Origin of the sequence: Paenibacillus sp. FSL P2-0322 (genome assembly GCF_037975315.1) — a bacterium.
In the GTDB taxonomy this organism is placed as follows: domain Bacteria; phylum Bacillota; class Bacilli; order Paenibacillales; family Paenibacillaceae; genus Paenibacillus; species Paenibacillus polymyxa_B.
Genome location: NZ_CP150243.1, coordinates 4,451,041 through 4,476,066 on the forward strand (window position 1 = coordinate 4,451,041; position 25,026 = coordinate 4,476,066).

Consider the following 25,026-nt stretch of genomic DNA (forward strand, 5'->3'; position numbering starts at 1 on the left):
AACACTGATTTAGGGACTTGATACCATCTTACGTGCCTCTACGACTATTTATACCCCTTGTGTGAAAAGTGTGTCTCATATGCGTTTATCCTTGTATTCCTGCTTTTTTTGTGCCATCCTCACATTATGGCTTCATTAATGTCACTTCATGCATAAGTTACAAAAATAACAGATTTTAAGGAGTGACCCCAACTGGAGTGTCGAGTAGGATGTGCCGCGTGCTGTATTGCCATTACGATTTCTTCCCCTATTCCCGGCATGCCAGATGGAAAACCAGCTGGTGTTCCTTGCCCTCAGCTCACTTCCGATTACCGTTGCCGATTGTTTGGCAAACCTGAGCGCCCAGTTGTATGCAGTGGATTCCATGCTGATGAGGATACGTGTGGAAGCACTAATGAAAGAGCATTTGAACTGCTGAGAAAGCTGGAGGAGTCAACTTTACCGGGTAAAACTTAAGGAGAAGTTCATTCTATATGAAGGAGAATTTTAATTATGAATGTTATTGAAAAAAGAATTGCCGAATTAAAGCAATATCGGCCCGATCTTACCGCCCCGAAGGATATCGATTTATTCTGGGCCAAAACATTGGAAGAAGTACACACCAAACCTGTACGTGCGTTCAAAGCTCCCGTAGAAACACCATATCCTCATATCCTTGCCTACCGGGTTACTTTTGAGGGTGTCGATGATACGCCTCTGCATGCCTGGTATGTACGCCCCCGATTTGCCGGAGATCAAAAGCTGCCGTGTATCGTTCTGTTTCATGGCTATACAGGCGGAAAAGGCTATCCTGAAGATTATTCCTCTTGGCTCATGCTTGGCTTTGCTGTATTGGCAGTAGATGTACGTGGTCAGGCAGGAGAAACGGGAGACCGTCTGGGTGATCCTCACGGTACGGTTAAAGGCTGGGTAACGAAAGGAATATTGGACAAGGATACCTGCTACTACAAAACGATTACAACTGATGCCCTTAGAGCCGTAGATTGGGTAGCGGAGCAGTCGGATGTCGATTCGGCTAAAATCGCAATCAGTGGCGCCAGCCAGGGCGGCGGACTTTCATTAATGGTGGCTGCGCTCAGCGATAAAGCTGCTATTACGGTAGCGGATATCCCCAATATGTGTCATATGGATTTTGGTATGATGAATTCTACCAGTTCACTGACGGAAGCAGCTGAATTCGTCAACCGATTTCCGGAGCATTTGGAGCAGGTACTACATACATTAAGTTATTTTGACGTGATGAATCTTGCTCATCGCATTCGTACCCCGATCATGGTATCGGTAGGGTTCAAGGATACTGTGTGTATGCCAGAGACGATTTTCGCCGCTTATAACCGTATTGAATCACCGAAAACGATTGAAATTTATCCGTTTACCGGACATTGGGTTGAAGGCTTTCAAAGACGCAAAACGGCAGAATTTTTAGTTCAGCATTTTTCATAATTCCTCCGGTGCACAAAAAAAGAACACCACGCATCAAACTGCGTAATGTTCTTTTCTACTGCATCGGGGTCAGTCCCGCTTACGCTAGACAAACTCTTCGGCACTTCACACGAAAAAATCTTCTAAGATTACGATGCAGCTCGCTGTTCTGCTGCCGAATCCCCTGTCCATTTTCGCACCCAAACAAAATCCATAATCATCAGACCAAACGGGATGAAGGAGGCAAACATAATAAAAAGAGGCCGCCGTATAGACCAGTGCAGTGCTGTTTTTCCATAGATTAAAGCAACGAGGAGCAACAAAAAGCTCACCCGGTATATGTTACCAATCACCATAACCGCCTGGGTCATGCCCGCAGCTTGCAGCGGCTGGTGGGTGAATAGTATCGCCAAATAAGCTAAAGCTTGAAGCCAAAGCATGAGTCGGACACGCCCCAAAGGTGTTCTTAACACAAATTCAATCCCCTCTCCATAAGCAAGGATGTTCTCTCATCCTTTACACATCCTTTATTATAACGAAAAGGTCCCCAAACTCCAACCTATCCATTTTTGAGTTTTGACCTAATGAGTTGTGTCTGATACAGTTGTGTAAGAGGTGATTGCAAAATGCTTAAACTGGGTATACTGGACCAGTCTCATATTCCTGAAGGCGGTAATGCTCAGGATGCATTATCCAATACAACAGATTTAGCGCGTGAAGCTGATCAACTGGGATATAGCCGTTATTGGGTATCCGAACATCATGCGTCCAAAACACTAGCGCACTCCAGCCCTGAGGTGCTGATTGCGCATTTGGCTGCTCACACATCACGCATTCGTGTAGGTTCAGGCGGTATTATGCTGCCACACTACAGCGCGTATAAAGTCGCCGAAAACTTCCGCTTGCTGGAGGCACTCCATCCAGGACGCATCGACCTGGGAATAGGGCGTGCTCCCGGTGGTTTACCGCTGGCTACTCGTGCTCTGCAGGAAGGCAAGTACCAATCTGTCGAACAATATCCACAGCAGATTCTCGATTTAATCGACTACTTCCATGATTCGGTGCCTGACAATCATCGATTTGCCGGTCTTCATGCCTCCCCGATGATATCGACCGTCCCTGAATTATGGTTGCTCGGCTCCAGTGGAGAAAGCGCTAGATTGGCTGCGATGATGGGTGCCTCCTATGCCTTTGCCCAATTTTTTGGGACTCCAGGTGGTGTAGAAGCTACCGCACGTTACCACGAGCAATTCCAGCCTTCGATCCTGGGTGATAAGCCCCATTCCATGGCGGCAGTTACGATGGCCTGCGCGGAAACCGAAGAGGAAGCTGAGCAGCTGGCGTCCAGTGCTAGTTTGTATTTCCTTTTGCTCATGCAAGGTAAAGAAATGAGTTCTCTTCCGTCAGTGAAAACAGCAATGTCCTATCCGTACACGGAGTTGGATCGTGAGCGGCTGCGTCAATCCGCAGCATGGCGTGTTGTTGGTACCCCTGAACAGTGTAAGGAACAGCTGCTAAGACTGGCTGAGCAGTATCGTACCGATGAGTTGCTGATCGTTTCATCCATACATGACTTTGATAAACGTGTTCAGTCCTACCGTCTGCTGGCCAAAGCTTTTGATTTGGTATAGACACAGTTGAACGGAGGCTGAGCTTCAGAAACATAAAAACCCCCGCCTGCCTATAATGGCAACAGCGGGGGTTTGTCGTATGAGAGGGGTTCATTGGAACCACCCACTCTGCACTATGGAAGTAATTCAAGCACCACAAAAGTCGAACATCATCTGGTACTTTGGTAGTATATATACCGAAACTAAAGTGTTAGTCGTTACCTTCTAAAGTTCCAGTCCTCATATACCAAAGGCGCATATTCTATACTCCAAACCTGGGAAATCTTCCACCCAAAAGTCCCATATCTTTACTCGTTCCGATAAAGTTAGTAACGATTAAATTCTAAGGCTCTATCCCCCAAACCAGCTTACCCTGCTGATATACAGTGCCATGGTCCCAGTCTGCGAATGCTGTTTGGGTAGCACCATAGGAGTAATCGTTGGTCTCATCAAAATTGCTCCAATTTGCAGCATGAATCCGGGGTTGAATTTCTCCGCTTTCCCCTCCGGGCTGAATCGTTCCCGCTCCATCTGTGAAAGAGATCACCATATATTTATCAGCCTTAGCCTTTGGATTCGGCAATGTTACAAATGTTGCTTTTACCTTTTCATTGCCAATCCTGGCCCAGTCTACAAAAAACTGCTGAGCTTGTTTGCTTTCATCTGTGTAATAGTAGCGAATTTTTAGATCACTCAACTTCACAGCTGTTTTCCCTGTATTTTTGATATTAAATTCAGGACGGATTGCGTTATCCTTGGCGTTCGTGTCACCGGTGCGATACTGAAGCACAATCCCTTGATCGTTACTGCCTGGTGTACTTCCTCCGTTACCGTTATCGCCGCCGTTGTTGCCACCACCGTTATTACCGCCAGTGTTGCCGCCATCTCCGCCGTTATTCCCACCGTTGTTTCCGCCTCCACCATTGTTGCTGGAGCCTTCCAGAATCGCCTGTTTTACGAATTTGCCGGAAGCGGACAATTGTGAATCAGGCCATCCGCCCTTACGGTCAGCACCAGGCAACAGCGCAGCAGAGGTCTCATTTTTATCTGCCAGCGACCAGTTAGCCCAACTGATTCCACGGCTTGCCAGAAAATCAGTCCATACTTTGGATTCATTCAGGAACGGACCACCGTTACCCGAAGCATCGCTTGTACCCCACTCGGTAGCAAATATGCCCACGCCTTTGTTCAGCGCATAATCGACCCGATCGCGCAAGTACTGTCCATGCGTACCCGCATAGAAATGTACGGTATACATTGTATTCTTGTCTGGAAGTGGATGGTCTGCTGCATCATGTACATCCTGACTCCATGTGCCTGTTCCTACAATAATAATATTGTCCGGGTCCTTAGCACGAATAACCTGAGATACCTCAGACGCATAAGGTCGGATTTGATTGTTCCAGTTCACATTCCCATTCGGCTCATTGGCAAGCTCATAGATAACGTTAGGCAAATGGCCGTACTGAGTCGAAAATTCATTAAAGAAAGCTTTGGCTTCATTTTTATGAATGTTCGGATCGCCATCTGAGAGAATGTGCCAGTCAATAATGACGTACAAGCCCAGTTTCTGTGCTGCCTCAATCGCTTCCTTCACTTTATTTTTCAAAGAAGGATTGGCGATATAACCATCTTCTTCAGTGTACAGTGCAACCCGGAATACGGAAATGCCCCAATCGTCCCGTAGCCATTTCATAGAGTCCTGATTTACCAGATCCCCAAACCATTGGACGCCGTGAGAGCTAATACCTTTGAGTTGTACAGGTTTACCGTTTTTATCCACAAGTTTGCCATTCTTTACTGAAAGTTGTCCGTAACGTTCCACAGGGGTCGTCCCAGCAGCCTCTGCTGTTTGCGTATTCCAGTTGAATCCGTTCGTTAACGTTAACAATAATACTGCTGTTAGCATCACTGCTACTCTTTTTGCGATCCTTGGCAGGATCCATTGCCCATTCATCATTTACACATTCCTTCCTTTTTAAAAAGTAGATGAGACTTATCAGTACGTTGTTCTCCGCTCTTTCGTCCCCTCCTTCATACAGCAAGAGGATCAGGTCCAAACATAGACGTCACTTACCTGTATATGGATGATACTACTATTATAGTTAGTTTCATGTTACATTTCGACTTTATGATAGAAAATGAACAGGAAGTCACGGTTTTGGGATGAGTTCTGCTTAGTTGGCTACTATGGAGTACTAAAGGGACAAAAGACTCATTTGCCAATTGCAAAATTTGGAGAATTTTAGTTGTTTAATAAAAAAAGACTGCTTCCCGATGCTTTAGCTCGGTATAGCAGTCTTATAGATGATCTTATATGTGATCGAATAATGTTACAAATATCGTCTTAACGTATGATCTCCCTATTACCCCTGAGCGGTTGCTTGAGGCTCTTTGGTCGTCTGATCTTCCTTCATATCGCCGCCATCCGTCGCTTGATCTGTCAGTACAGTCTCAGATGAGTTACCTATTACCTTGTCTATAAGTTGCAGCCAAGGTTCTTCACTACCTCCACAGCTCTCAATATCACCGAGCAGGGACTCTAGCGTGGTTCCTTCTTCTGGCAAATCAATAACTAAACTGTCTTCGTCAACTTGGATGGTGCAGCAGGTTTTCATTGTAAATCCCTCGCTTAATTCATATTTGAGCATGCAGTAAGCTAGCTCAGATGGGATGAACTCCCATGGATTCCGGGATAAGCCCTTTGAATCCGTCTGAAATTATAAACCTAATGCACATCAATTGCAATGAACAAACCTTGAATTTTTAAGAATTAGCGAGTGTTACAGAATGGATATCTAAATGAAGTGTTCGCGACAGTAATTTTGGATATATAGAGAATCATTTCAAACACTCAGCGAGCTCCGTAAATATCACCCCAAGCGCATAAGCCCCCGCATCTGGATAACCGAGGCTTCTCTCTCCGACCGTTCCGGCACGACCCATGCGCGCCACGATGTCTTCCGTCTTTTTGGCCCCTGATACAGCGGCTTGAGCACCACTTACAAAGGCTGCCTTCACATCAAAATCTAATTTTACGCTCTCCAACCAGCTATCCGCACATGGCACTAATGCATCTATAAGCGTTTTATCGCCAACGACGGCTCCTCTGCCGAAAGAACGTTCGCCTGTTGATTGTATGCCTTGCACCGCAGCCTGCATCATATCCGCGAATTCGGAAACGGTGAGTTCGGTTCGTTCGCCCGCAGATCGTGCCGCTGCGCGAAATGCTGAACCCCAGATCGGACCCGAAGCGCCACCGCAATATTCCATGATGACGAGCGAGCATGAATGAAGAAAGGCTCCCATCGTCAAAGAATCTTGATTCAGGATGTCTCTCCATTCCCGTTTCAGCTGACGAAATCCCTTAGCAACGCTCATGCCAAAGTCGCCGTCGCCTGCATGAGAGTCAAGATCGCAGAAAGGTACCTCATTCTTGATGATAACCTCGCTCATCTTATCGACTAAATAGATAAGATTGTTCAACGTAACTTTGTTGTTCTCAATAACCGCGAAGGCAGGGTCCGTTTCCACCGCAAAAGATACTTGCCGCTTTTCGTCTACTACAGTTGAAATATCCGTGAATACGACATGATCAACAGGTCCAGCCACCTTGAACGCAGGTGCGTTGCTTTCATGGGAGAGGAGCGTTTTCAGTTCGTTGTCCAGCTTCATGATGGAAACCGAGATGCCTGCCATATCGATACTCGTCATATAATTGTTGACAAAAGTGCGATCGATCGTGATCCCCTTCGCTGCTAGTTCGCGAGTGACCGAATGATTGAAGAGGTACAGTTCTTGCAGAGGGGTGCCGCCGAAACCATTGATCAACAGGGCGATTTCTCCGCCGAATCCAGTTTCAATCTGCATGTCTCGAAGGAGATCGGTTACCATTCTGCCTGCCAACGTATCCGCATCCGTCAGCTTCTCACGGCTGGTCCCAGGCTCGCCGTGAATGCCGACGCCGTACTCGATTTCATCATGCCCGAGCTCTAATGTTGGCGTACCCTTCGCCGGCACGGTACACGAAGTCAATGCGAATCCGATACTGCGTACATTCGCAGCGGCTTTCTCGGCCACTGCTTTAACTTCCGCCAGACTCCGGCCCTCTTCCGCCGCTGCACCCGCGATCTTATGGACGAGTACCGTTCCCGCCACCCCGCGCCGTCCGACCGTATATAGGCTGTCTTCTACAGCGATGTCGTCTTCAACCTTTACATAGTCCACTTCCAGACCGTCTTCAGTGGCCAGATGGGCGCCGTTTCTAAAGTTCATAATATCGCCGCTGTAATTTTTAATAATCAGCAGCGCACCTTTTTTCCCGGTTGTCGCTCGGATGGCCTGATATACTTGAATTTGTGAGGGAGAGGCGAAGACATCACCGCAGACCGCGGCATCGAGCATCCCTTTTCCAACAAAGCCGGCGTGGGCGGGCTCATGACCACTGCCACCGCCGCTGATGAGCGTTACTTTCTCCGCGTTCAATTCCTTTTTTTTGAGCACTTTGTATTTTGGCAGAAATTCCAGCTCGGGATGCGCGAGCGCAATACCGCTGCACATCTCAAGGACCAAATTTTCCGCACGGTTGATGACCTTTTTCATGCTACTTTACCTCCGCTTTGTACTGGCTCCCGATACGGTCGGCCGCAGCGATTGCCGCTGCAACCTGCTCCACTGTGACCGGAAACGGCATGGAATGAATCGATTCCTCCAGAATGCAGGCCTTTGCAGCTACTTCCATGAGTTCTTCCTGGCTGATATGATCGACGCCAATATCGGCCAAGCAGACCGGTAAACCGACGGCTAAACAGAAATCAAGTACCTGATGTAATTCTTCCGTCGGTGCGTTTTCGAGCACCAGCTGTGCGATCGTGCCGAATGCAACTTTCTCTCCATGATAATAATGATGCGTGCCTTCCAAAATCGTGAGTCCATCATGAATCGCATGGGCCGCCGCAAGTCCGCCGCTCTCGAAGCCGAGGCCTGAGAGTAAAATATTAGTTTCAATGATATTTTCGAGTGCTTGCGTAACTTGGTTTTCATCACATGCCGCTTTTGCTTTGGTACCGTCTTTCAACAGCATTTCATAACATAGCGTTGCAAGTGCAATCGCCGCATTTGTACCTACTGCTGGCGCACACTGTCCTTCCCGTACTCCGTTAGGCAGTCCGGCATTGACCCTGGAGTAAGAACGGGAGGTCGCACGGGCTTCAAAGTAAGTCGACAGTGCATCACCCATGCCTGATACGAGGAATCGGGTTGGTGCATTGGCAATTACGGTGGTGTCGACTAATACGACACTCGGACTTTGCTTAAAATAGGCGTAATCGTCGAAAGCGCCTTCCGGGGTGTAAAGAACGGCCGAGTGACTTGTCGGTGCATCCGTCGCAGCAATCGTCGGACAGATGATAAGCGCTTCCCCTTGGGCCACGCATTTCGCCGCGTCGATCGCTTTCCCACCGCCGAGACCTACGATACAATCGCATCCATTCGCAGTAGCAATTTCCTGAAGTCTAGACACTTCCTGTCTGGAACACTCACCCATAAAACCGCTTTCAATAAAGGTCACGTTATATTTATCCAAAGTGGAATCAAGCTTATCTTTTACCCGCGCCACATCGGCAGGATGCGCAATCAGTAAAGCGGATTTGCCGAAGGTGCTCACATAGTAACCCAAATTCAACAATTCGTTTTCACCTTGTACATATTTGCTTGGGCTGATAAAAGCTTTTCTCATCTATAATTCCTCCTTATGATTGTGTTGGCTTCGTTCTGATTAAAACTATAACCGAACCATGTAAACTTTACATTGGAGGAATCAAGGAATATATTATAATCTACAATCGTATTTTTTTGCACTGAAGATCACAAATTGTACTTTTTTGTTATCGCTTACAGGATAATTTACCATTAAGGGATGAGAATCTTGATACGTGAACATTTGAGCATCCAGAAAATCTTTGATTTGAAAAAGTGGGAGCAGTTGCAGGATTCATTAGCATCCGTTACCAAATTAGCCATTCTCACCGTCGATTATAAAGGGAATCCCGTAACTAGCCACAGCCAATGCCAATCGTTCTGCAAGAAGGTTCGCCAGGATGAGAGTCTCCTTCCCTACTGCCAAAAATGTGACTCTCGCGGTGGACTTGAAGCGGTGCGTTCCAACAAACCTTATATTTATCTCTGTCATTATGACATCGTCGACATCGCGGTACCGATCATTATTGACGATAAGTACATCGGCGCCGTCATGGCAGGTCAGGTCCGCTTAGCCGATCCTTCGAGCGCCTTACAGCTGGAGCAAATCCTCACGTCAAAAAATGAAAAACTGTACAGTTCCAAATGGGAGGAACTTAAGAACGACTACGCCGATCTGCCATCCATGACCTATCAGGAAATTCAGACGATCTCCAACATGTTATCCTTATTGTGTAATTATATTGTTGAAGAAGCCATGAACAAAAATCTTCTCGCAGAAATGTTCGAGAAGGCGTCGGCCACACAGTCCACTCCGCAGTTGTCCGAGATCCTTCCTGGCTACTCGCTGGAGCATATCGAAAGCCTTAAGAAAGAAATGAATAATTTCTTAGCAGATGCCTATCTGAATTCCTCAGGAGATGTGGATATTCCGTGTGGAAATCCCGTACTAAAACCCGCCTTTGAATATATTTTTCAGCACAAGGGTGAAACTTTTTCTCTCAAAGCCATGGCTGACTTGTGCCACATTAGCCCAAGCTATTTTAGTCGGCTGTTTGCCAAGGAAACGGGGGAGAACTTTTCCAGCTATCTTTCCCGCCTGAAGATTAAATGGGCGAAGCAATTGCTCGAAGCTACAGATATTCCTGTATCTCAGATCAGTAGCGAGCTCGGCTTCAATGAGCCGGGATATTTCATTAAAATATTCAAAAAATATGAAGGCACAACGCCCGCGGTGTACCGAAAGTATTACAAGGGATAAAATAAACGAAAAACAGATGATTCACGGGTCTATCGTCTCCATGATCATCTGTTCATGTAAATTAGTTCTGCTCAGCTACTTATGTCCTGGTGTGCTTCTCAAGCTGCAAGAGATGGTGATTTGCGCTCAATCACCATACCCTTTTTATCAGCAATTTTATGTTGTATTGTTTCTTTATCTTTACTGTAGTGTTTCTGACTGATCCTGAACGTTCGTTTCATTGTGCACGGATTCCGATTTTTTCTTGCGAAATAATTTGGCGAAAAACTTGCCTATTACACCAAACATACCTGCACAAGCAGCACCAATAAGTATGATAACCTTAATTCCCGCGCCCTTAAAAAAAGCAATGAGTAATGCCAACAAGCCTACTTTTTTAGCTACTGCCAAGCCTGCTCCTCCCAAAATCAATCCGGTTAGGCCGTATTCGGAAATTTTGTCCGTTGAAGCATTAAATTCCTCGTACCGCTCACCTGATTTGACTGTCAGCTTGGGTAATATGTTCTCATTCAAAAACTTCTTATCTGCGTCCAAATGCGCAGGATCGGACACTAATATTGCAGAGATATAACCCTGACGAGTGAGCAAGCGAACATTATAATTGATCAGTTTTTCCTTGTTCCCATCCTCCGCCAGCATAGACCAGGTTAGATTATGGGTCGCCTCATTATAAAAAGGCTCCACATCCCAGCCCGTAACATACAGACGATCACTTTCCGCTTTTTCCTTGTTACTCTCTTCCGTACCCTCTTTATAACTATCTAGAATGGCATCCGCATCGATGTCTTCTTTTTCATCATCCTTGATGTGTCCAAGTTCATCGTATTCAAAAACAACTTCCCAATTTTGATTTTCATCTTTCGGAAATATACTCCCAATCTCCTTACCAGATAGCTTATCATGATTCATCTCGCTTACCTTTGCTGTGTTAGCCGCATCCAAGAAAAGAAGAGATGAGTCCAGTTCAACCGTAGCCATTTTTCCCAGGTCTACCTTTCGTCCACCCTCAATCCATTTTAATTGTTCATTGGATGAGGCCCACGCATTACCCCCACTGAGTAACACCAGACTAAGCGCCAACAGCGTTCCAAAAATCGTTTGGCCCCATTTCATTTTGTTACTACATCTGTTATCTAGTCTCTTGTTCAAAACTCATTACCCCTTTATAAATTCCAATATCTCCCGTGTCCCCAACCATATTAGCCACTGCTTCATATTTTGTCAATTCATAGTAGAAAAGGGATTTTCCGAGACTTAATACTCATTTTTATACACATGTATGCAAATATTCTAATCTAATCGAACTGAATTTATAATATGTGAATGAGCGATAAGAAATACTCATAAAGGACAAGCACAATTGCGCAATGGCACTACTTCTCCGGTCCAGTTTCCTACTTATGAATTCCTAAACGGGGCTTATTCCTTGATACGACAACCCCATTGACTTCTAGCTTAATTTCGAACAATCCATCTAGCATAAAAAATGTCGAATTTCATCAGATTAAGGAATGTATAATTCATCTAACAAGAGACTTTAGTCTTAGTGACTTTTTGCCTGTTTTTAAACATATGTCAACTTTTTTATTTAAAAGAATGTATAGGCTTTCATAGAGTTGATTGATTAGAAATAAGCTAATTATTGAGAAGACCCCACAGAAGTTTACTGCTTATTTGAGGGCTAGGAGTTATTCACCAGTATTTGATAGTGTCACCATACTACTTAGATCATCAGTCTTTTACCTTTTGTTTAGTCGTCTCTATCGGAATGCCTTTTCAAGTTTGATAGCACTTTGGACTATATTGGGATGACTACCATAGCACACAACTGGTCATTCTCTACAAGTAAAAAAACTTATTCCTCTCATATTTCGAGTGAAATAAGTTTTTTAAAGATCAATTATAATTTTTGGAGTCAATTAATTGAGTAACTTCATTTCACAATCTGTTATTTTTGCTCTCTTTAATTAGCTATTAACATCCTTGTTTACATGTATTTAATCTATTAACTTTAACAATATCATTTACGTTATAATCATCAAACTTTTCAAGAAGAGCATCAAAGCCTTGTGATAATTGATATTCCATTTCTTCCTGGTATATTGGACAAGCAACCAAAAATTGTATTAATTTGTCCTCACTTAACATTAACGAACTAAATCCTTCATCTTCACGAATTGGAGGTAATAATAGCATACAAGTAAAATCATTGTTATTTGCAATTGGTTCTGGAGGATCGCCATTAGGTATAGTGTCTCCATAACAAAACCAAGTGCTTCTTTCATTCGGGAACTTGCCAAGTTTTCTTAGCCAACCAAATGGCCAATAATCTTTAAAATCTTTAATATCCTCTTTAGCCACAGGCCATGATGCCGGAAGATACATGATGAGTTCTGTACATTCCCAATCTTTATTATCCTCTGAAACTTGTGCAGGTAATAAGCTCATTCCTGACGTTATAATAGTATGATAGTCTCGTTGTTCGTTTGCTCGAAAAATGATTAAGTTTATATTCAAACTTTCTGAAGCGGTCTCTATGTTTATTAAATCTGGCTCACCAATGTATTTCTTATAATGTTCTAATAATTGAACATTTATATCCAATATTTTCACTTTCCTCTTCTAAGCAATCTCTTTATATTAAGTCTCCCCATAGGTTGTTAGAATATCAATAGGCTTCCTTGAGGCCACTTACCCTTCCAACCACAAGGTATATGCCCTGAATTATATATTTCCAATAAGTCTGTATGAAAACCTGGTTTTACATATGTGCTATATGCATATTCCATCATTGCAGTAAGCAAATCCCACTCAACGCTCTCATATATACAATTATTTAATTTATTTTCTTGTATAAATGTAGAAATATTTTTAAGGACTCCGTCCTTAAGTAATAATTTAGCCTCCATAGTAATATTATTCCACTGTCTGTACCCTTCTCGCCAGTTCTCATGCAGAGTCGAAGTTAATTGATTTCTTATTTGGAGTCTAACATTATCCCAAGTAGAATTGACTTTTTTTTCAACATCAACCCAGTTGCGTACTTGCGTAACATTAACATTGAATGCAGCATTAATAGCATCCCCACAGTTACTGAAAAAGTCAATTTTAGATATTTTATTATCATAAAAATCCTTTACTTCGTTCATTGTCTTCCCCTTATTTTAGTTTTATTTTTTGAAACAAATATTTATGTGCGACCTTGCTGCCTATTTTTGGAGTGCTCTGATTATTTTTACTAATGCTTTTAGATATAAAAAAAGCTTATTTCTCTCATTGGATCAAGTTGGTTGGAATAAGCTTTCTTGATTTTTTCAAGTATTTGTTTAAGTTTGGTATAACGTTCTACTTATTGATTGTATCTACAATCCCTTAGTCAAAAAAAGTAAACAAAAGCATTACTGTTTTTAAGCAAAGTAAGCAATAAGTTTTCCTTCTTCTGGGTAATCACCATCCCACCCACATGGAAAACCACCAGCCTTATAGATTCTAAAAATTTGTTCGTAAAAATTTTCAATCTCACCATTTATTGCACGATTTATTGCGCAGTTTCTCAAATCTACTACAACACTTTCAAAAAAATCACTATAAGAGTCCGTTATTTGACTTCTAAGACCATCAGCTATTAATCCAGTTAATTCATCCAAACCACTAGGTTTTTGGGAAGAATCTAATTTATACAACTTCCCCTTAACTTTTCCCATTTCAAGTTGTCTTATATCGGACCAAGTATATTCATCTTCACCGAAAACTTCAGTAATGGCTAGCCTTTTCGCCTCTTCATATTGATTAATTGTAACAATATTTTGAGGTCTCTGTGTTTTTGGAAAATCCATCATAGAATTTGAGAATTGAATAACCTCTTCAACTAAATTACTGTGTACTCCGTAATTCATAGCTTATCAAACCACCTTTCCCACAAATCTATTGTTACGCCCCCGCCTCTGTCCCAAACAGGCTCACGACTTAGAAACAAAGGTAAAGTTAATTTCGGATTGTATTAGAGGGTAAGGGTGCTAACCTAAAACTTATCCTTTTACCTGTATCGGTTGACCGGTCGTCACCAAATGGTTTTCTCACACAATAATCCCTGCTACGCGTAGTTGAACTGCGATTAAAGTAACTTTCTTTGTCTACCTTCATTACTATAGTTGTTGTACTAACCTTATTAAAAGTTGCAATTCATGTCCGCCGTCATCTTGCCTAGGTTCCTTTCAGCCGATAGCTGAACTTTATTATTCTACCTCTTCTGGTTTTCTAAATAAACATAGAGTATCTAGTGCTTCGAAGATGTTATCTCCGAACTTGAATAATGAATATCCATTTTTTCCGTATACCTTCCCGGATTTCGAAATAAACATTATTAAATTTCCGCGATATGCTTCTCCAACTACAACAAGCGGCTCTTTTACTCATGCCTCAAATTCCTCGAAGTCTTCTTTTTCATAATAATCCCCTACAGCTTCTTCAGGACTAAAAATAAAGGTTTCCAAACTTCCATCGGGATGCTTAAATTTATATTCGACTCCACCAAATACGCTTAGTGCATCAATCACTGAATCGAATACTTGATACCCCATTGCTTCTAATAACTTTACTGTTGCGGTTAAGTCAACCTCATTAATTGGTTTCCATCCTGCTGGTATTAGTATTTCTCTCGCATCATATGATAAGTTATCCATAAGCATTCTCCTATTTTTTCAAAAATACTATTCATGAAAGTCATCAATAAAATCAAAAAATGTCTTTTCACAGTTTTACATGGCTGGTAGTACTTCTCTTTACCTTTAAAGATACTTACTAGTATATTTTCTATTTTTAATGTTGACTATAAAAGTCGATGACCGCCTGAATCTCAGCACAATTTTCAACATGCCATGATTTGAAACTTTCATCATCCTTGTACGGATTTTTGGGGTCGTTTTTGGCTTTCCTCTTGTTTCTTGTACTTTCTTAATTAAGTCAGGATTCCATTACACTTGGATTGAATTGTTACTCTCGTCTTTGAGGAACTGAACATGCTTCTCTAACTGCTCCCTAGCAAGATCTCTAATTCTCAATTAGCTTTTGTCTTTAGCACTACCCGTTCCCTATGTTGTAAAGCTAATCTATTGAAAAGTAAGATGGTTGCTAAAATACTAGCATTTCCATCTGTTTAGTTTTCTTTTTTTCTGCTTGTTCAGGCATGCGGAATACTGTTTTGTCCTTCATCATGCCGTAAATAATGTTGACTACTATCAGCGCATCTTAACTGTCCGCCTGTTGCCGTGACCCTTGTACTTTCTGGCAGTAGCCTCTTATCTCCTGATACTCTGCTTGTGTCTGTGAAATCAATCCCAATTTTTCTTCTCCTGCCTGAACCTGCTTTGCCATTTCTCTTGCCCTCCTCTGATTTTGAGCATGCAAAAAAGCTCATTCCCCCTCATCATTCAAGTTGGAACAAGCTTTGGAAAGTTTACAAGGAGTTAGATCAGAGATTTATAGTACGAAAGTGGGGTTAATAATAATACTGTATACATCTTTCTTTGGGAGGTGTCCATTCATCAACCAATAGATCTTCTCGCAGCAGTTTAGATTTGTGCTCCAGTTTGGCAATAAATAAAGCATAATAGTCGCCACCAGTTGGATAAGCAAACAATCCATACTTTTTTGGATAAATGAGATTATTGACTTCTTTTATCTTGTCAGGCACATACTCATATTCAAATTCCCCCAATTTCTCCAATTCCTCCTGGGAAGCCAATTCAAGGTTATGAGCAAATTCATAATCCAAAATATAGTTAACAATCTCCATAGATTGCTCACCTCGATAATCAAGATAGAGAAATTTCTTCGTAGACAGACCATATTTTAATACACTTTCGTAGATACTTAACTCCTCCAAATCACTTAGAATGACTTCCATGTCTTGGCGATCTTCAAATATGAGCTGTACGATTTCCTCATCAGACATGTTGATTTCCTCCGCTTATAATTATTGAAACAATTCCCCATGTTTATTCGGAATATATTCGGGATAATTTTTACGATAAAAGTTATCTATGAGGCGCAACAGCGTGTCCCATTCCGGATAAGATTCATGATCTCCAATTTCCATTTTCGCTTCTGGCGTGTTCATCAATACATCGTCAAAATGATTGAAAACAGGTAGACTCAATTTATTCCTTACATAAAGCAAGAACAATATTTCATATGGATAGAATCCATATCTAAAGTCGCCAAATTCCATGGACTCGCCTATTTCTGAGGCTAACATCGAGTGGTAAAGTGACATTTCACCAATCAGGCGGTTAATTACTTCCGAATCACGAGTTTTCCATTGCTCCAACACTCCCTTATAAACATCCAGGTCTTCCGGTATTAAATCGTATCGAAGCCCAGCTTCCTTGAATTTTTCTTTCACAGCTATATGCAAGTATTGACTCGTTCCCGCAATAGTTTTATTTCTATATTGTAAGTATAACTCCAATAAAAACCACGTATGTTTGTTCCATTCATTAGCTTCTAGTATATTACTTCCAAGGTTGTTCTCTATAAAGTCAAATAATATGTTTTCTTCTTTCTCCCACCCAAACATCGTGAAATGAATTAAGGCTGTTATGACTTCCCGAAACGAGTATTCTGGCATCATCCCAGGGTAACGGATTTTATAAAGATCTTGCCCCATACACTGGTAAAAAACGACCATTTGCATCTTTTTCAATTCTTCTACTCTATTTCCACCATTAATTAAAACATCGTACTTCCATTTTGAGAGGTAATATGAGAAAACTGAGTCTAAATCTATTAATAAAATATGATCCTTCTCTACAGCATTCAAATCGACGATATTAATTATTTCACTTTGGCACTCTTCATATTCATTTTTAATTTCTTCAAATTTGATCCCGTCAACAAAGTTTTTACTGTATCTTCTATACGCCATTTCTAGTTTTTTTGGATTTAGCATTATGTCCTCCTTAAGGTTAGTCTATTGCTTTGTTCCAATCTTTTATCTTTAATTCGTCTACACCAAATCCAGTTTTGGTTATCTTTAAATCTGTTTCTACCCTAATAAAATCAAATTGCAATCCAGGATACTCCTTTTTTAGTTTTTTCAATTTAGTCTGAAAAGCCGCATATATTGAATTGCTACTTTTTAGCATATCTTGAAAATAAGCTTCCCCTCCTAATTTTTGTTTATTAGAATAACTAAAACTGGCGGAATCTGATGCTTTTGATTCAATCATTGTTAATTTTGGTGGAGGACCCTTTGATAAAAATGTCGCATCTACACCGTTCCTACCTATTTGGAAAAAATCTGAAATGTCTTCACCTAAATTGTTATCTTTTGCTACTTTTTTCGCTACTTCTTCTCCAAAATCACCTTTATCATGACTAAAATATTTAGAGTTATCGATTTTTCTTTCATGTTCTTTTGCGTCTTTCAAGTCAAAATTATCACTAATTTCATCTTTAGTATCTAGTTTGTTTGCCAATTTGTTTCTTTTACGTGTTAATCTTTTGAGGTCATCCTCATTTCCTTCTTTTTTCAATTTCGCTATTTGTTCATCTAAAGTTTTAATTTCTTTTTTGATATTGTCAGCCTTACTACCACCTGAATCACCTTTACCCGTCCCATCAACCTTTTTCGCCGCGCTCTCTTCCATTTCCTTCATGACCTTGTTGTAATTCTTCTGCACATCCGTCTGTGGAAGTGGTCCGCTGTCCATCTTATTAACGTGCGGAACTGGCGCTCCGTTGGCTGTGGCCAACTTCCCGGGGCTGAGGCCATCTGCCATTTTACTTAGTTGCTCATTGAACTTCTGACCCAGTTTACTGCCGGTCTGCTCCAGTTTGGTTACAGCTTTACCAAAGCCTGCCCCGACTGCATCTACACCTTTGCTAATCCATTGCGGTGTAACTTTGCTGCTTACCTTTTCCGCGAATCCGCCGATGGCCTTGCCTACTTTGGAATCCAGTACGCCCACGGTGACAAAGCCCAGTCCTGCGTCCTTTGCTACTGAGCCCCAGTTGATCTTCTCACCACTTAGCACCTGACTCGCCAGATTTTCCGCAGCATTTGTCACACCACCGATCGCTGCTTTTCTTAGCAACGTTCCTCCTACACCGAGTGGACCAAAGATCGCTCCAGACACTGCCCCGATCCCCGCTTCTTTTAAGCCGGTCAGGGCATAGTCACTAAAGTCGCTCACTTCCCCTCGGGCGATATCCGATGCCGCCAAACTCGCTACGCCCAAGCCGCCTGCAAGCAGTGCTCCTCCGGCTACCGCCGCAATGACCACCGTACCCGCTCCAAGCGTCGCTACCGTAATGGCTGCTACCACGGCTACGGCTGCGACAACCGCCAAACCGCCCAAAATATTCATCCCCAGCTTGCCCCAGTTAAACGGTTCAGGGGGTGGCGGCGGTGGAGGTGGCTGCCCTTCCTTCGGCTCATCGTCGAACGGCGGGTACGCGGTTCGGTCGCTACCGTCCGCCCATACATTTCCTCCCAACACGTGGTATTCGTTCTCTACCGAAAGTCCCGTGCTTCCTCCCGTCTGGTACGCCATGACCTGACTGGTTCCGTCAATAATGATTTTCTTCGGCGTATTCAGAATGATTTTCTGCTCTGCTTCTAGTGTTAGCTTTTTGGGACTAGTTATTTCAATCCCAGTAGCATCGTCCAGACTCATCTGCAATGTCCCACCCGGATCACCCATGATATGGATGCGACCCGGTGCCATTTTCAGCTCACTTCCATGCTCCGTACCAAAATATCGATCATTGGGATTACTCGTTTTCGCGCAACCGTCTCCATTTGTACGAACCGCACCCAAAATCATTGCTCTGGAACCAGACGCATCTGGAAAATACAGGCTTGCCTGTGTTCCCACCTTCGGCATACTGTACATCGCACTTCCCGTTGGGGGAGCGAATGGATACCAATGCGGCTCGGATACCCCATCATCCTTATCAATCGTCAGCCGCAGCTTCACTTCCTCTCCCCGAACCGCGAGAACCTCTCCTTCCAGTGAAATCCCGATTGTTTTGGGATTGGGGATGAAATCACTGCGAATGCCCTCCGCGCGGGCCAACACATAACTGAATAGCAAATGCCCCTTTTCCATGCGGCTTCGCAATTCAGTTACAATCATTGTTTTCTGGCGAAATTGCACCTCGTCTCCAAGAGCATACCGTTCTCCGCTTTCGATCTCGTATTTGAAAAAGTCGGTATCATGTAGCCCGGCTGACGTTCCGCCTGCCCACTGATAGCCCTTTAAATCTTTACTTGCCGTATAAGGCGTATCCTTCCGAATCGTTCGTTGGGTGCCAGCAGGCATGCCGAAATACAGCTTCGGCGCTGCGGACTCCCATATGTCGCTGACCACCACTGTATGTAAACGGCTCGCCATCCGTTTCATAAGCTCCCAGTCGGTTTCATCATATTGTAAAATGGCTTCGCCTACCGACTGCTCTCCGGTCTGGAACAAGACATCACTTTGCTCATAGCCTTGAGCAAGCTTATGCACTAACTGTCTATATGTTTGTTTTTCCTCAGGAAAAGACCGCTTTCTTTTGACAATATCCAGCTCAAATGAGCCACTGATTCCTTCCAGTGTAAGTGTATATACTCCATTATGGTTCTCAACTTCCACCGTATGGACGACACCCTTAAACAAGCTGATTTCTTCTTGTCCATTCTGCGCATACACATGTAGCTGATCCTCTGAGGTCGCATCTAGCGCAGCCGTGGCATGACTCGACTCCTTACAAATGCCTGTGAGTGTAATACGCCCATGCTCACTCGGCTTCCACTCGATCTGAACATCCTTTAAGACCTGAATGGGGTAGGGGGAATCTATTCGAATCTGATCATATCCTATCATGTTTTCAAACCTCCCTTCCAGCTACTCCTCCTGCTGGCCATTCGTATGAAATTCGATAAATCCATGATATAAACAAGTCTGAAATGAAGAGGTCGTCAAGGCTGGCTGGCCTTCCACCTTTGTCTGTTCTTTTGTGTTTTTCCACTTATCCATCAGCATCGGCAGGCATGGTTTCCCTGAGATTGTGGAGCCATCTTCAGCGATCAGATATATAGTCTCGGCACTCGGCTGTTCCGGACTGTTACAAATTCCAAAATGAGGGACATTTTCAGGAGAATAATCTCCTTCATTCATCATGGGTTTACCATTAACAAAAGCCCCGTGGCTGTTCGGCAAATTGATCTTTCGAGGATGGGTCCCGCAAGTGCAACGCATACAGGCCCCCCGTACGACATAATACTCATTGTCTGACATGTGCCCTTTCCCTCCCTATTTCACCTCGACTTGCTCCAAAGCGATCCCTGTGTAATCACGCCGCAATATACTTTCCGCCACGTCTAAACGGACGATGATCATCGGGATAGCACTCTCCTGGATTGTAAATATCTTGTGGCTCCGAATAGCATCTGCTTGTAATACCAGCTTTCGAAACACACTTTGATCCAAATTCCATTCACTTTCCGGATGTACAGCTGTGAGCCGCTCCACAAAAGGAATATAGTAATTCTTCTGTATCCTCTGTTCGATCTGAGTAAGTATCGTTAATTTCATAGGCATCTCCGGCACATAGGCCTGGACAAGACGCTTTAAAGCATCTGAAATAAGAGGAATGGGACCTTCTAGATAATCAATAAAAATACTTTCTGCATCTGCCTTCACGTGAAACATCAATGGCTTGACAATATCCTCCGGCTGCAAATCATACAGCTTCCACGGATCAATCGTTTCCATCACCTTTTGTAGCGTAGGAACATTGGTATACCGCACATCCTGCTTTAAGAGGAAATAATCCATGAAGATTCCCCCTCTCGTGTCTCGGCTCCCTCACTATGCGTAAAACGGCACAATATTTCGCTATCATCTCGATACTCTCCGGCAAATATCGTGCATATGTCAGCTTTCGGCAACCTTTCTAGTGAAGGGGAAGCAACGAAGGCGGGCATCTGACTTTTCAGAAACTCAACGGTGAGCAGATGGTATTTAACCGCTTCAATTTGTTGAATTTGCTCAATATCCATCGTCGTAATCTTACGGGCATAATCGGACTTGAGCTTTTCCAGCTTAGCCATGCGATTGAACAGAGGCTCGAAAACAAAGTTTGCCGACCATTCCACAGCGCATTCAGCCTCATCCAGAAACCAATTCTCATCATAGGCGTCTATACGATAAACCGCTCTATTTTTCATAACACGGGTTCTGAGCAAGGAGATATAAATATATCGAATATCCCCCTTGCGACCTTGCTCGTGCTGAAGGGTAGCGAGCTGGCATAGCGACTCTAAAGCTGCTAAAAGCTCCTCTTCAATGGCTTGCTGCCGTGCCAGAAAGTTGTTTTCAATAAGTGCCAAATCATGTAGCCATTCCGTAAATACGTGCTTTTCCAGCAAATCCTGCAACGCAGCATCCCGATCCATGAGCTTCATTCAATGTTCACCTTACCCCCGGTTAATCTCACATCGTCCATGATGTCGAGTTTGGCTCCGGATTGAATAAAACTTACGCCTTCTTTCCCCTCCATAATAATTTTCGCTCCCCCTGTAATTTGGATATCTTCCTGAGCAGACAGGGTTATTTTTTTGTTACTATTAATTTCAATCCCGCCTTCATCCGTGAGACGCATGAGCATTTGCCCACTGTTGATAATTTCTACTGCACCAGGCTTGAAAACGACTTGTTTGCCGTACTTGGTGCTGATACTTTTGACCGCAGGATCACTCCTTTTAACCGGATCAGAGGAGGCAAGATCGACAGAACTGGCGGCAAAAGCATGCTGCTCCCGTTCATCCGGAAAGTACAGACGAATTTGATCCCCTGCTTCTGGCATAACATACCAGCCGCTGCCATCAGGAGAAGAATAAACCGTAGAATAGGGAAACCACATAGCCCCGGATGCAGTCGAGTCTTGATCAATTTCCAGCTTGATTTTCACTTTTTCTTTGGAAATATCAATCACCTTGCCAAACAGAGAGGCTCCTGACAGATCATAGGCATAGACGGTTGGGCATTTTAACCCATGTGCATCTCGTAAAATGTAACGATTCACGATCAGATTTCCTTCTGTGGTCGTTTCCGCCTTGGCTATGTAAAGAGTTCTTTTATGAAAAATGACGGAACTACCGAGTTCTAGCACTTTGTTGCTGGTCACTTCATAGCTCAAGCTGTTAGACTCGCCATATTCCGGCAGTCCGTTGCGGGACATGAGCTTGTGCTCCTTCAAGTCTTTTTTTATGGAATAGTTATGTTCGTTCAGCGGTTGAGGGGCACTAGAATGGGGGACACCAATCACATATTTCAGTCCTTGTTGCATCGTAATTGGAATTAAAGCAGCATGTAGCCGAGAAGCAATTCTTTTGACAAAAGCCCAGTCCGTTTCATTGTATTGCACTAATAATTCACCGATAGCTGCGCCATGAGAAGCCTCATCAATCACTTCTGCATCAGTATATGAACTTGTAACATGCGAAAACAGTTTGTTATACGACTCTCCTGTTTTTTGGAATGAACGACGTTTAGGGCGAATGTCCATCATTAAGGTTTCACTGCTAGCCTCAATCGTAAGCTCGCGTACTCCGTTTACAGCTTTTACAGCAATATTCGTGACAATTCCCTGAAAAAACCGGATCTCCTTGCCTTCACTCTTTAAAAAGACTTCGATGTGCTCATCTTCATCCGCTTTTTCTACGTATTGATCCAGCTTGTCCTCCGAAACAATTCCACGTATGCAGAAGCTCACATGTTCGTTTAACTGTTTAATGAGATGGATACTTAATACACGCTGAAACTGATAAGGGGCCACCTGAACATCTGCTGTGGTGTAAATGGGGTTACTCATTCATATCCCTCCTTTTCTGCCTCGTCAACCGTTTGAATGGTACGAATCATCTGTAGGGCGACATCCCGCCATTCAGCATACTGCTTATACGGACAACAAAATGTTCCCATGACCGTCTTTCCTTCCAGCTCAAAGTAGAACATATTGTGGTAGATGGGCTGGTCCAGCGCAGGACTTTTAAAGTCAAAATAGCCAATCTGCTTACCATGTATCTCTTCTATTTTTTCTTCATAAAATACGTGGGCAGGATTCATATTTTTCATCATAGCCTTCATGCCAGAAGTGAGCTGCTCCACCCATTCATCTTGTAACGTCTGGTCCACCCGATTCAGGGTAACATCCACACTGCCCAAATCATTCGTCAAAATCATTTCTGGACGTTGCTCATGAGGATATTTGATCTTTTGTAAATGCTTGGGCATTGGAGTAAAGATAGAGGGGACATGCATTTTCAGCCGATCCTCAAAAAAAGATCGCTCTTCAAACACATAGGATTGACCGTTAATGATTATGGGTCCTGCTAAAATATTGTTAGACCTCTTCAGCTTCTCCATCTCACGGAGCCGAGCCAAAATCTTTTCATCCTCATATTTCATAATGCACACTCCTCTACCTGATTTTCTAATCCACAATCATCCGTCCTGCTCCGCCGCCCTGCCAACGGCCTGCTGTTCGTTTTCCACGTCCGGCGCCTTCTAGAATAAGAACTAGCTGTCTATGCAACTGAGCATGAGAATAATCTCTGTATTCCGCACCATTTCGGTTTGCAATGTAATGCTGGATAGATTCTCTGTCCACGGCTTCCAGGTTCAGGCACATAAGCGCAAACATACAATCCATCGGATCTGTGGCACCACTTTTAAGCAGTTCGGATGCGAAGTAGCGCATCGTTTCCGGGCGCAATGTACTCTGCTTCAAACCCGCAAAAGGAGCATAAATATCGCTCCATGTATTGAATTCGGTAGCCATGTCAGCAAAATCCTGATAATCCGAGCGAAGCACGGCTCCATCTTTGAGCTTGAATCGGCCCAGCTCCATCTCATCCAGACCGATCTCTGCCTCATCCTCCAGCACGATATCTGCATGATGGGCTGTGAAATCCGGGCGATCTGTTTGTTCCAAAAAGAGCAGCTTCAACACCGACAGCCGCCCCGTGGCCGCATACGGCACTTCCTGCTCCTGCTCCAGCAGGTATAGTCTGTCCTTGTGCTTCACGATGCCTCTACCAATGGTCAGCGTGTACTCCCCTACAGTTACGTTCATTCCGGTAATAATGCCATCCGAAAAATCCTGATACCGGATATCCAGAAAACTGCGAGGGTAGTCTCGCAGGTTCTCTAGCATCTCGGTTTTAAGAATACGGCCCTTCTCAAACTTCGGAACGATATGCGTTAACATGGTGCTCCCCTCCTTTCCCTATTCTTCTTTATTTAGGGGAACAGATAGCCGATTCACACCGGGTGCAGGAGGCGGAACAGGAACTGCATCATCGATGGGTTGAGCTTTACTTACTCCAAGTAGTCCAGTAAATAGGCGAATATTCTTTTCTAAAAATCTGCGTATATCCATCGTGCTCCCCCTGATTGAAAACTACGGTTCATAATAATCTTAGAATCTATTTATCCACCTTTACATCCCGGCTCCCCGTTGAGCCTGCTCACGAAGGATATAGTCCAGCTCGCGTTTGTCCACAACATAGGTACGGGCAATTAGATCGTGGAGGGCCTGTTTTCTCGCCGTAAAGGCTGCCATGATAAAGCCGACGAACAAAATGATGACCGATATAAGCTTACTCCAGTAGCGGGCACTTGCACGTCCAAAGCTGAGCTTGTGATTAAACTCATCTACCACAACGATGCCGAGAGCCAGCTTGCCCACCGTGGCTTTGCATTTGGATGATTCCATAAGCGCATAATATAGCCATATAGCCCCCCAATTCAGCAAGGTCTGTCCTATTGTTTTCATTGTAAAAATATAAGGCGATCCGTCTGAGAGCAAAGAGCTTTCTGCTGGAGAGGGTACCCAATCCCCTAAGGCCCGAATTACAATCCAGATCAATCCAATTATTAAAAATACAAACCATAGAATAAGACTATCGATGATATAAGCTAAGGTGCGTTTCCAAAAACCCGCATACAGCATGCTGTCCCCTCCAAATGTGTTTACTTTTCT

At 43.5% G+C, this 25,026-nt stretch carries 25 protein-coding genes and 1 pseudogene; 4 read left to right on the forward strand and 22 right to left on the reverse strand.

Annotated elements, in window-relative coordinates; translation table 11 throughout:
- The first annotated feature begins 192 nt into the window (after positions 1 to 192).
- Positions 193 to 456, forward strand: a complete 264-nt coding sequence (locus MKY24_RS19605) for a YkgJ family cysteine cluster protein (RefSeq protein ID WP_176716855.1) — start codon at positions 193 to 195, stop codon at positions 454 to 456.
- Between the two features lie 36 nt (positions 457 to 492).
- On the forward strand, positions 493 to 1,443 hold the full coding sequence (locus tag MKY24_RS19610) for an acetylxylan esterase (RefSeq protein WP_023989829.1): 951 nt from the start codon (positions 493 to 495) through the stop codon (positions 1,441 to 1,443).
- Between the two features lie 128 nt (positions 1,444 to 1,571).
- On the opposite strand, the gene MKY24_RS19615 is transcribed toward MKY24_RS19610, so the two are convergent.
- Positions 1,572 to 1,895 carry a DUF3817 domain-containing protein gene (locus MKY24_RS19615; protein ID WP_023989830.1) on the reverse strand — a complete coding sequence of 108 codons (324 nt, stop codon included), beginning with the start codon at positions 1,893 to 1,895 and terminating at the stop codon, positions 1,572 to 1,574.
- A 153-nt stretch (positions 1,896 to 2,048) separates the two neighbouring features.
- Between MKY24_RS19615 and MKY24_RS19620 the strand changes: the two genes are divergently transcribed.
- Entirely contained in the window at positions 2,049 to 3,053 is a 1,005-nt protein-coding gene (locus tag MKY24_RS19620; RefSeq protein WP_339200687.1) for an LLM class flavin-dependent oxidoreductase, read from the forward strand.
- Between the two features lie 322 nt (positions 3,054 to 3,375).
- Here the strand turns inward: MKY24_RS19620 and MKY24_RS19625 are convergent, their stop codons facing one another.
- From MKY24_RS19625 to MKY24_RS19640, 4 genes are all read right to left on the reverse strand, one after another.
- A complete protein-coding gene (locus MKY24_RS19625) occupies positions 3,376 to 4,992 on the reverse strand; it encodes a cellulase family glycosylhydrolase (RefSeq protein ID WP_339200688.1) in 1,617 nt (538 codons plus the stop codon).
- Positions 4,993 to 5,398: 406 nt separating this feature from the next.
- Entirely contained in the window at positions 5,399 to 5,650 is a 252-nt protein-coding gene (locus MKY24_RS19630; RefSeq protein WP_025723818.1) for a hypothetical protein, read from the reverse strand.
- Positions 5,651 to 5,873: 223 nt separating this feature from the next.
- The gene (gene dhaK, locus MKY24_RS19635) at positions 5,874 to 7,634 is read right to left on the reverse strand and encodes a dihydroxyacetone kinase subunit DhaK (RefSeq protein ID WP_028542485.1); all 1,761 of its coding nucleotides are present in this window, start codon (positions 7,632 to 7,634) and stop codon (positions 5,874 to 5,876) included.
- Position 7,635: 1 nt separating this feature from the next.
- The gene (locus tag MKY24_RS19640; protein WP_053325929.1) at positions 7,636 to 8,769 is read right to left on the reverse strand and encodes a glycerol dehydrogenase; all 1,134 of its coding nucleotides are present in this window, start codon (positions 8,767 to 8,769) and stop codon (positions 7,636 to 7,638) included.
- A gap of 189 nt (positions 8,770 to 8,958) precedes the next feature.
- On the opposite strand from MKY24_RS19640, the gene MKY24_RS19645 reads away from it, so the two are divergent.
- A complete protein-coding gene (locus MKY24_RS19645) occupies positions 8,959 to 9,990 on the forward strand; it encodes a PocR ligand-binding domain-containing protein (RefSeq protein ID WP_053325930.1) in 1,032 nt (343 codons plus the stop codon).
- Positions 9,991 to 10,170: 180 nt separating this feature from the next.
- On the opposite strand, the gene MKY24_RS19650 is transcribed toward MKY24_RS19645, so the two are convergent.
- The 17 genes and pseudogenes from MKY24_RS19650 to MKY24_RS19730 form a co-directional block, all read right to left on the reverse strand.
- Entirely contained in the window at positions 10,171 to 11,103 is a 933-nt protein-coding gene (locus tag MKY24_RS19650) for a DUF2167 domain-containing protein (protein WP_339200691.1), read from the reverse strand.
- An 861-nt stretch (positions 11,104 to 11,964) separates the two neighbouring features.
- Positions 11,965 to 12,603: a suppressor of fused domain protein gene (locus MKY24_RS19655; RefSeq protein ID WP_254347614.1), complete on the reverse strand. Its 639-nt coding sequence runs from the start codon at positions 12,601 to 12,603 to the stop codon at positions 11,965 to 11,967.
- Positions 12,604 to 12,650: 47 nt separating this feature from the next.
- On the reverse strand, positions 12,651 to 13,139 hold the full coding sequence (locus tag MKY24_RS19660; RefSeq protein WP_339200693.1) for a hypothetical protein: 489 nt from the start codon (positions 13,137 to 13,139) through the stop codon (positions 12,651 to 12,653).
- A gap of 258 nt (positions 13,140 to 13,397) precedes the next feature.
- Positions 13,398 to 13,886 (reverse strand): hypothetical protein, encoded by a 489-nt coding sequence (locus MKY24_RS19665; RefSeq protein ID WP_023989839.1) that lies wholly within the window; start codon positions 13,884 to 13,886, stop codon positions 13,398 to 13,400.
- Between the two features lie 339 nt (positions 13,887 to 14,225).
- A pseudogene (locus MKY24_RS19670) lies at positions 14,226 to 14,678 on the reverse strand (SUKH-3 domain-containing protein).
- Between the two features lie 559 nt (positions 14,679 to 15,237).
- A complete protein-coding gene (locus MKY24_RS19675) occupies positions 15,238 to 15,363 on the reverse strand; it encodes a hypothetical protein (RefSeq protein WP_023989841.1) in 126 nt (41 codons plus the stop codon).
- A 124-nt stretch (positions 15,364 to 15,487) separates the two neighbouring features.
- Positions 15,488 to 15,943 (reverse strand): hypothetical protein, encoded by a 456-nt coding sequence (locus MKY24_RS19680; protein ID WP_023989842.1) that lies wholly within the window; start codon positions 15,941 to 15,943, stop codon positions 15,488 to 15,490.
- 21 nt (positions 15,944 to 15,964) lie between these two features.
- Complete coding sequence (locus MKY24_RS19685) at positions 15,965 to 16,939, reverse strand: hypothetical protein (protein WP_023989843.1); 975 nt, start codon at positions 16,937 to 16,939, stop codon at positions 15,965 to 15,967.
- A 16-nt stretch (positions 16,940 to 16,955) separates the two neighbouring features.
- Complete coding sequence (locus MKY24_RS19690) at positions 16,956 to 19,862, reverse strand: hypothetical protein (protein WP_339200695.1); 2,907 nt, start codon at positions 19,860 to 19,862, stop codon at positions 16,956 to 16,958.
- Between the two features lie 21 nt (positions 19,863 to 19,883).
- The gene (locus MKY24_RS19695; RefSeq protein WP_071558385.1) at positions 19,884 to 20,276 is read right to left on the reverse strand and encodes a DUF4280 domain-containing protein; all 393 of its coding nucleotides are present in this window, start codon (positions 20,274 to 20,276) and stop codon (positions 19,884 to 19,886) included.
- Positions 20,277 to 20,291: 15 nt separating this feature from the next.
- On the reverse strand, positions 20,292 to 20,816 hold the full coding sequence (locus tag MKY24_RS19700; RefSeq protein ID WP_028542476.1) for a hypothetical protein: 525 nt from the start codon (positions 20,814 to 20,816) through the stop codon (positions 20,292 to 20,294).
- Positions 20,798 to 21,445: a hypothetical protein gene (locus MKY24_RS19705; RefSeq protein ID WP_023989846.1), complete on the reverse strand. Its 648-nt coding sequence runs from the start codon at positions 21,443 to 21,445 to the stop codon at positions 20,798 to 20,800. The genes MKY24_RS19700 and MKY24_RS19705 overlap by 19 nt, the downstream gene beginning before the upstream one ends.
- Positions 21,442 to 22,854: a hypothetical protein gene (locus MKY24_RS19710; protein ID WP_023989847.1), complete on the reverse strand. Its 1,413-nt coding sequence runs from the start codon at positions 22,852 to 22,854 to the stop codon at positions 21,442 to 21,444. Before MKY24_RS19710 ends, MKY24_RS19705 begins: the two co-directional genes overlap by 4 nt.
- Positions 22,851 to 23,450, reverse strand: coding sequence for a hypothetical protein (locus tag MKY24_RS19715; RefSeq protein WP_071558384.1), 600 nt, complete (start codon positions 23,448 to 23,450; stop codon positions 22,851 to 22,853). Before MKY24_RS19715 ends, MKY24_RS19710 begins: the two co-directional genes overlap by 4 nt.
- Positions 23,451 to 23,475: 25 nt before the next feature.
- Entirely contained in the window at positions 23,476 to 24,252 is a 777-nt protein-coding gene (locus MKY24_RS19720; protein WP_023989849.1) for a hypothetical protein, read from the reverse strand.
- Positions 24,253 to 24,270: 18 nt separating this feature from the next.
- Complete coding sequence (locus tag MKY24_RS19725; protein ID WP_023989850.1) at positions 24,271 to 24,423, reverse strand: hypothetical protein; 153 nt, start codon at positions 24,421 to 24,423, stop codon at positions 24,271 to 24,273.
- 60 nt (positions 24,424 to 24,483) lie between these two features.
- Positions 24,484 to 24,996 (reverse strand): RDD family protein, encoded by a 513-nt coding sequence (locus MKY24_RS19730; protein ID WP_076295853.1) that lies wholly within the window; start codon positions 24,994 to 24,996, stop codon positions 24,484 to 24,486.
- Positions 24,997 to 25,026: the final 30 nt, after the last annotated feature.

Bases quoted from the DNA above. Each gene is read 5' to 3' on its own strand.
- MKY24_RS19650 (WP_339200691.1), bottom strand. From the start codon at position 11,103: ATGAAATGGGGCCAAACGATTTTTGGAACGCTGTTGGCGCTTAGTCTG.
- MKY24_RS19730 (WP_076295853.1), bottom strand. From the start codon at position 24,996: ATGCTGTATGCGGGTTTTTGGAAACGCACCTTAGCTTATATCATCGAT.
- MKY24_RS19705 (WP_023989846.1), bottom strand. From the start codon at position 21,445: ATGAAGCTCATGGATCGGGATGCTGCGTTGCAGGATTTGCTGGAAAAG.
- MKY24_RS19715 (WP_071558384.1), bottom strand. From the start codon at position 23,450: ATGAAATATGAGGATGAAAAGATTTTGGCTCGGCTCCGTGAGATGGAG.
- MKY24_RS19680 (WP_023989842.1), bottom strand. From the start codon at position 15,943: ATGTCTGATGAGGAAATCGTACAGCTCATATTTGAAGATCGCCAAGAC.
- MKY24_RS19665 (WP_023989839.1), bottom strand. From the start codon at position 13,886: ATGAATTACGGAGTACACAGTAATTTAGTTGAAGAGGTTATTCAATTC.
- MKY24_RS19720 (WP_023989849.1), bottom strand. From the start codon at position 24,252: ATGTTAACGCATATCGTTCCGAAGTTTGAGAAGGGCCGTATTCTTAAA.
- MKY24_RS19690 (WP_339200695.1), bottom strand. From the start codon at position 19,862: ATGATAGGATATGATCAGATTCGAATAGATTCCCCCTACCCCATTCAG.
- MKY24_RS19710 (WP_023989847.1), bottom strand. From the start codon at position 22,854: ATGAGTAACCCCATTTACACCACAGCAGATGTTCAGGTGGCCCCTTAT.
- MKY24_RS19620 (WP_339200687.1), top strand. From the start codon at position 2,049: ATGCTTAAACTGGGTATACTGGACCAGTCTCATATTCCTGAAGGCGGT.
- MKY24_RS19725 (WP_023989850.1), bottom strand. From the start codon at position 24,423: ATGGATATACGCAGATTTTTAGAAAAGAATATTCGCCTATTTACTGGA.
- MKY24_RS19700 (WP_028542476.1), bottom strand. From the start codon at position 20,816: ATGGATTATTTCCTCTTAAAGCAGGATGTGCGGTATACCAATGTTCCT.
- MKY24_RS19610 (WP_023989829.1), top strand. From the start codon at position 493: ATGAATGTTATTGAAAAAAGAATTGCCGAATTAAAGCAATATCGGCCC.
- MKY24_RS19675 (WP_023989841.1), bottom strand. From the start codon at position 15,363: ATGGCAAAGCAGGTTCAGGCAGGAGAAGAAAAATTGGGATTGATTTCA.
- MKY24_RS19625 (WP_339200688.1), bottom strand. From the start codon at position 4,992: ATGATGAATGGGCAATGGATCCTGCCAAGGATCGCAAAAAGAGTAGCA.
- MKY24_RS19685 (WP_023989843.1), bottom strand. From the start codon at position 16,939: ATGCTAAATCCAAAAAAACTAGAAATGGCGTATAGAAGATACAGTAAA.
- MKY24_RS19640 (WP_053325929.1), bottom strand. From the start codon at position 8,769: ATGAGAAAAGCTTTTATCAGCCCAAGCAAATATGTACAAGGTGAAAAC.
- dhaK (WP_028542485.1), bottom strand. From the start codon at position 7,634: ATGAAAAAGGTCATCAACCGTGCGGAAAATTTGGTCCTTGAGATGTGC.
- MKY24_RS19630 (WP_025723818.1), bottom strand. From the start codon at position 5,650: ATGAAAACCTGCTGCACCATCCAAGTTGACGAAGACAGTTTAGTTATT.
- MKY24_RS19660 (WP_339200693.1), bottom strand. From the start codon at position 13,139: ATGAACGAAGTAAAGGATTTTTATGATAATAAAATATCTAAAATTGAC.
- MKY24_RS19695 (WP_071558385.1), bottom strand. From the start codon at position 20,276: ATGTCAGACAATGAGTATTATGTCGTACGGGGGGCCTGTATGCGTTGC.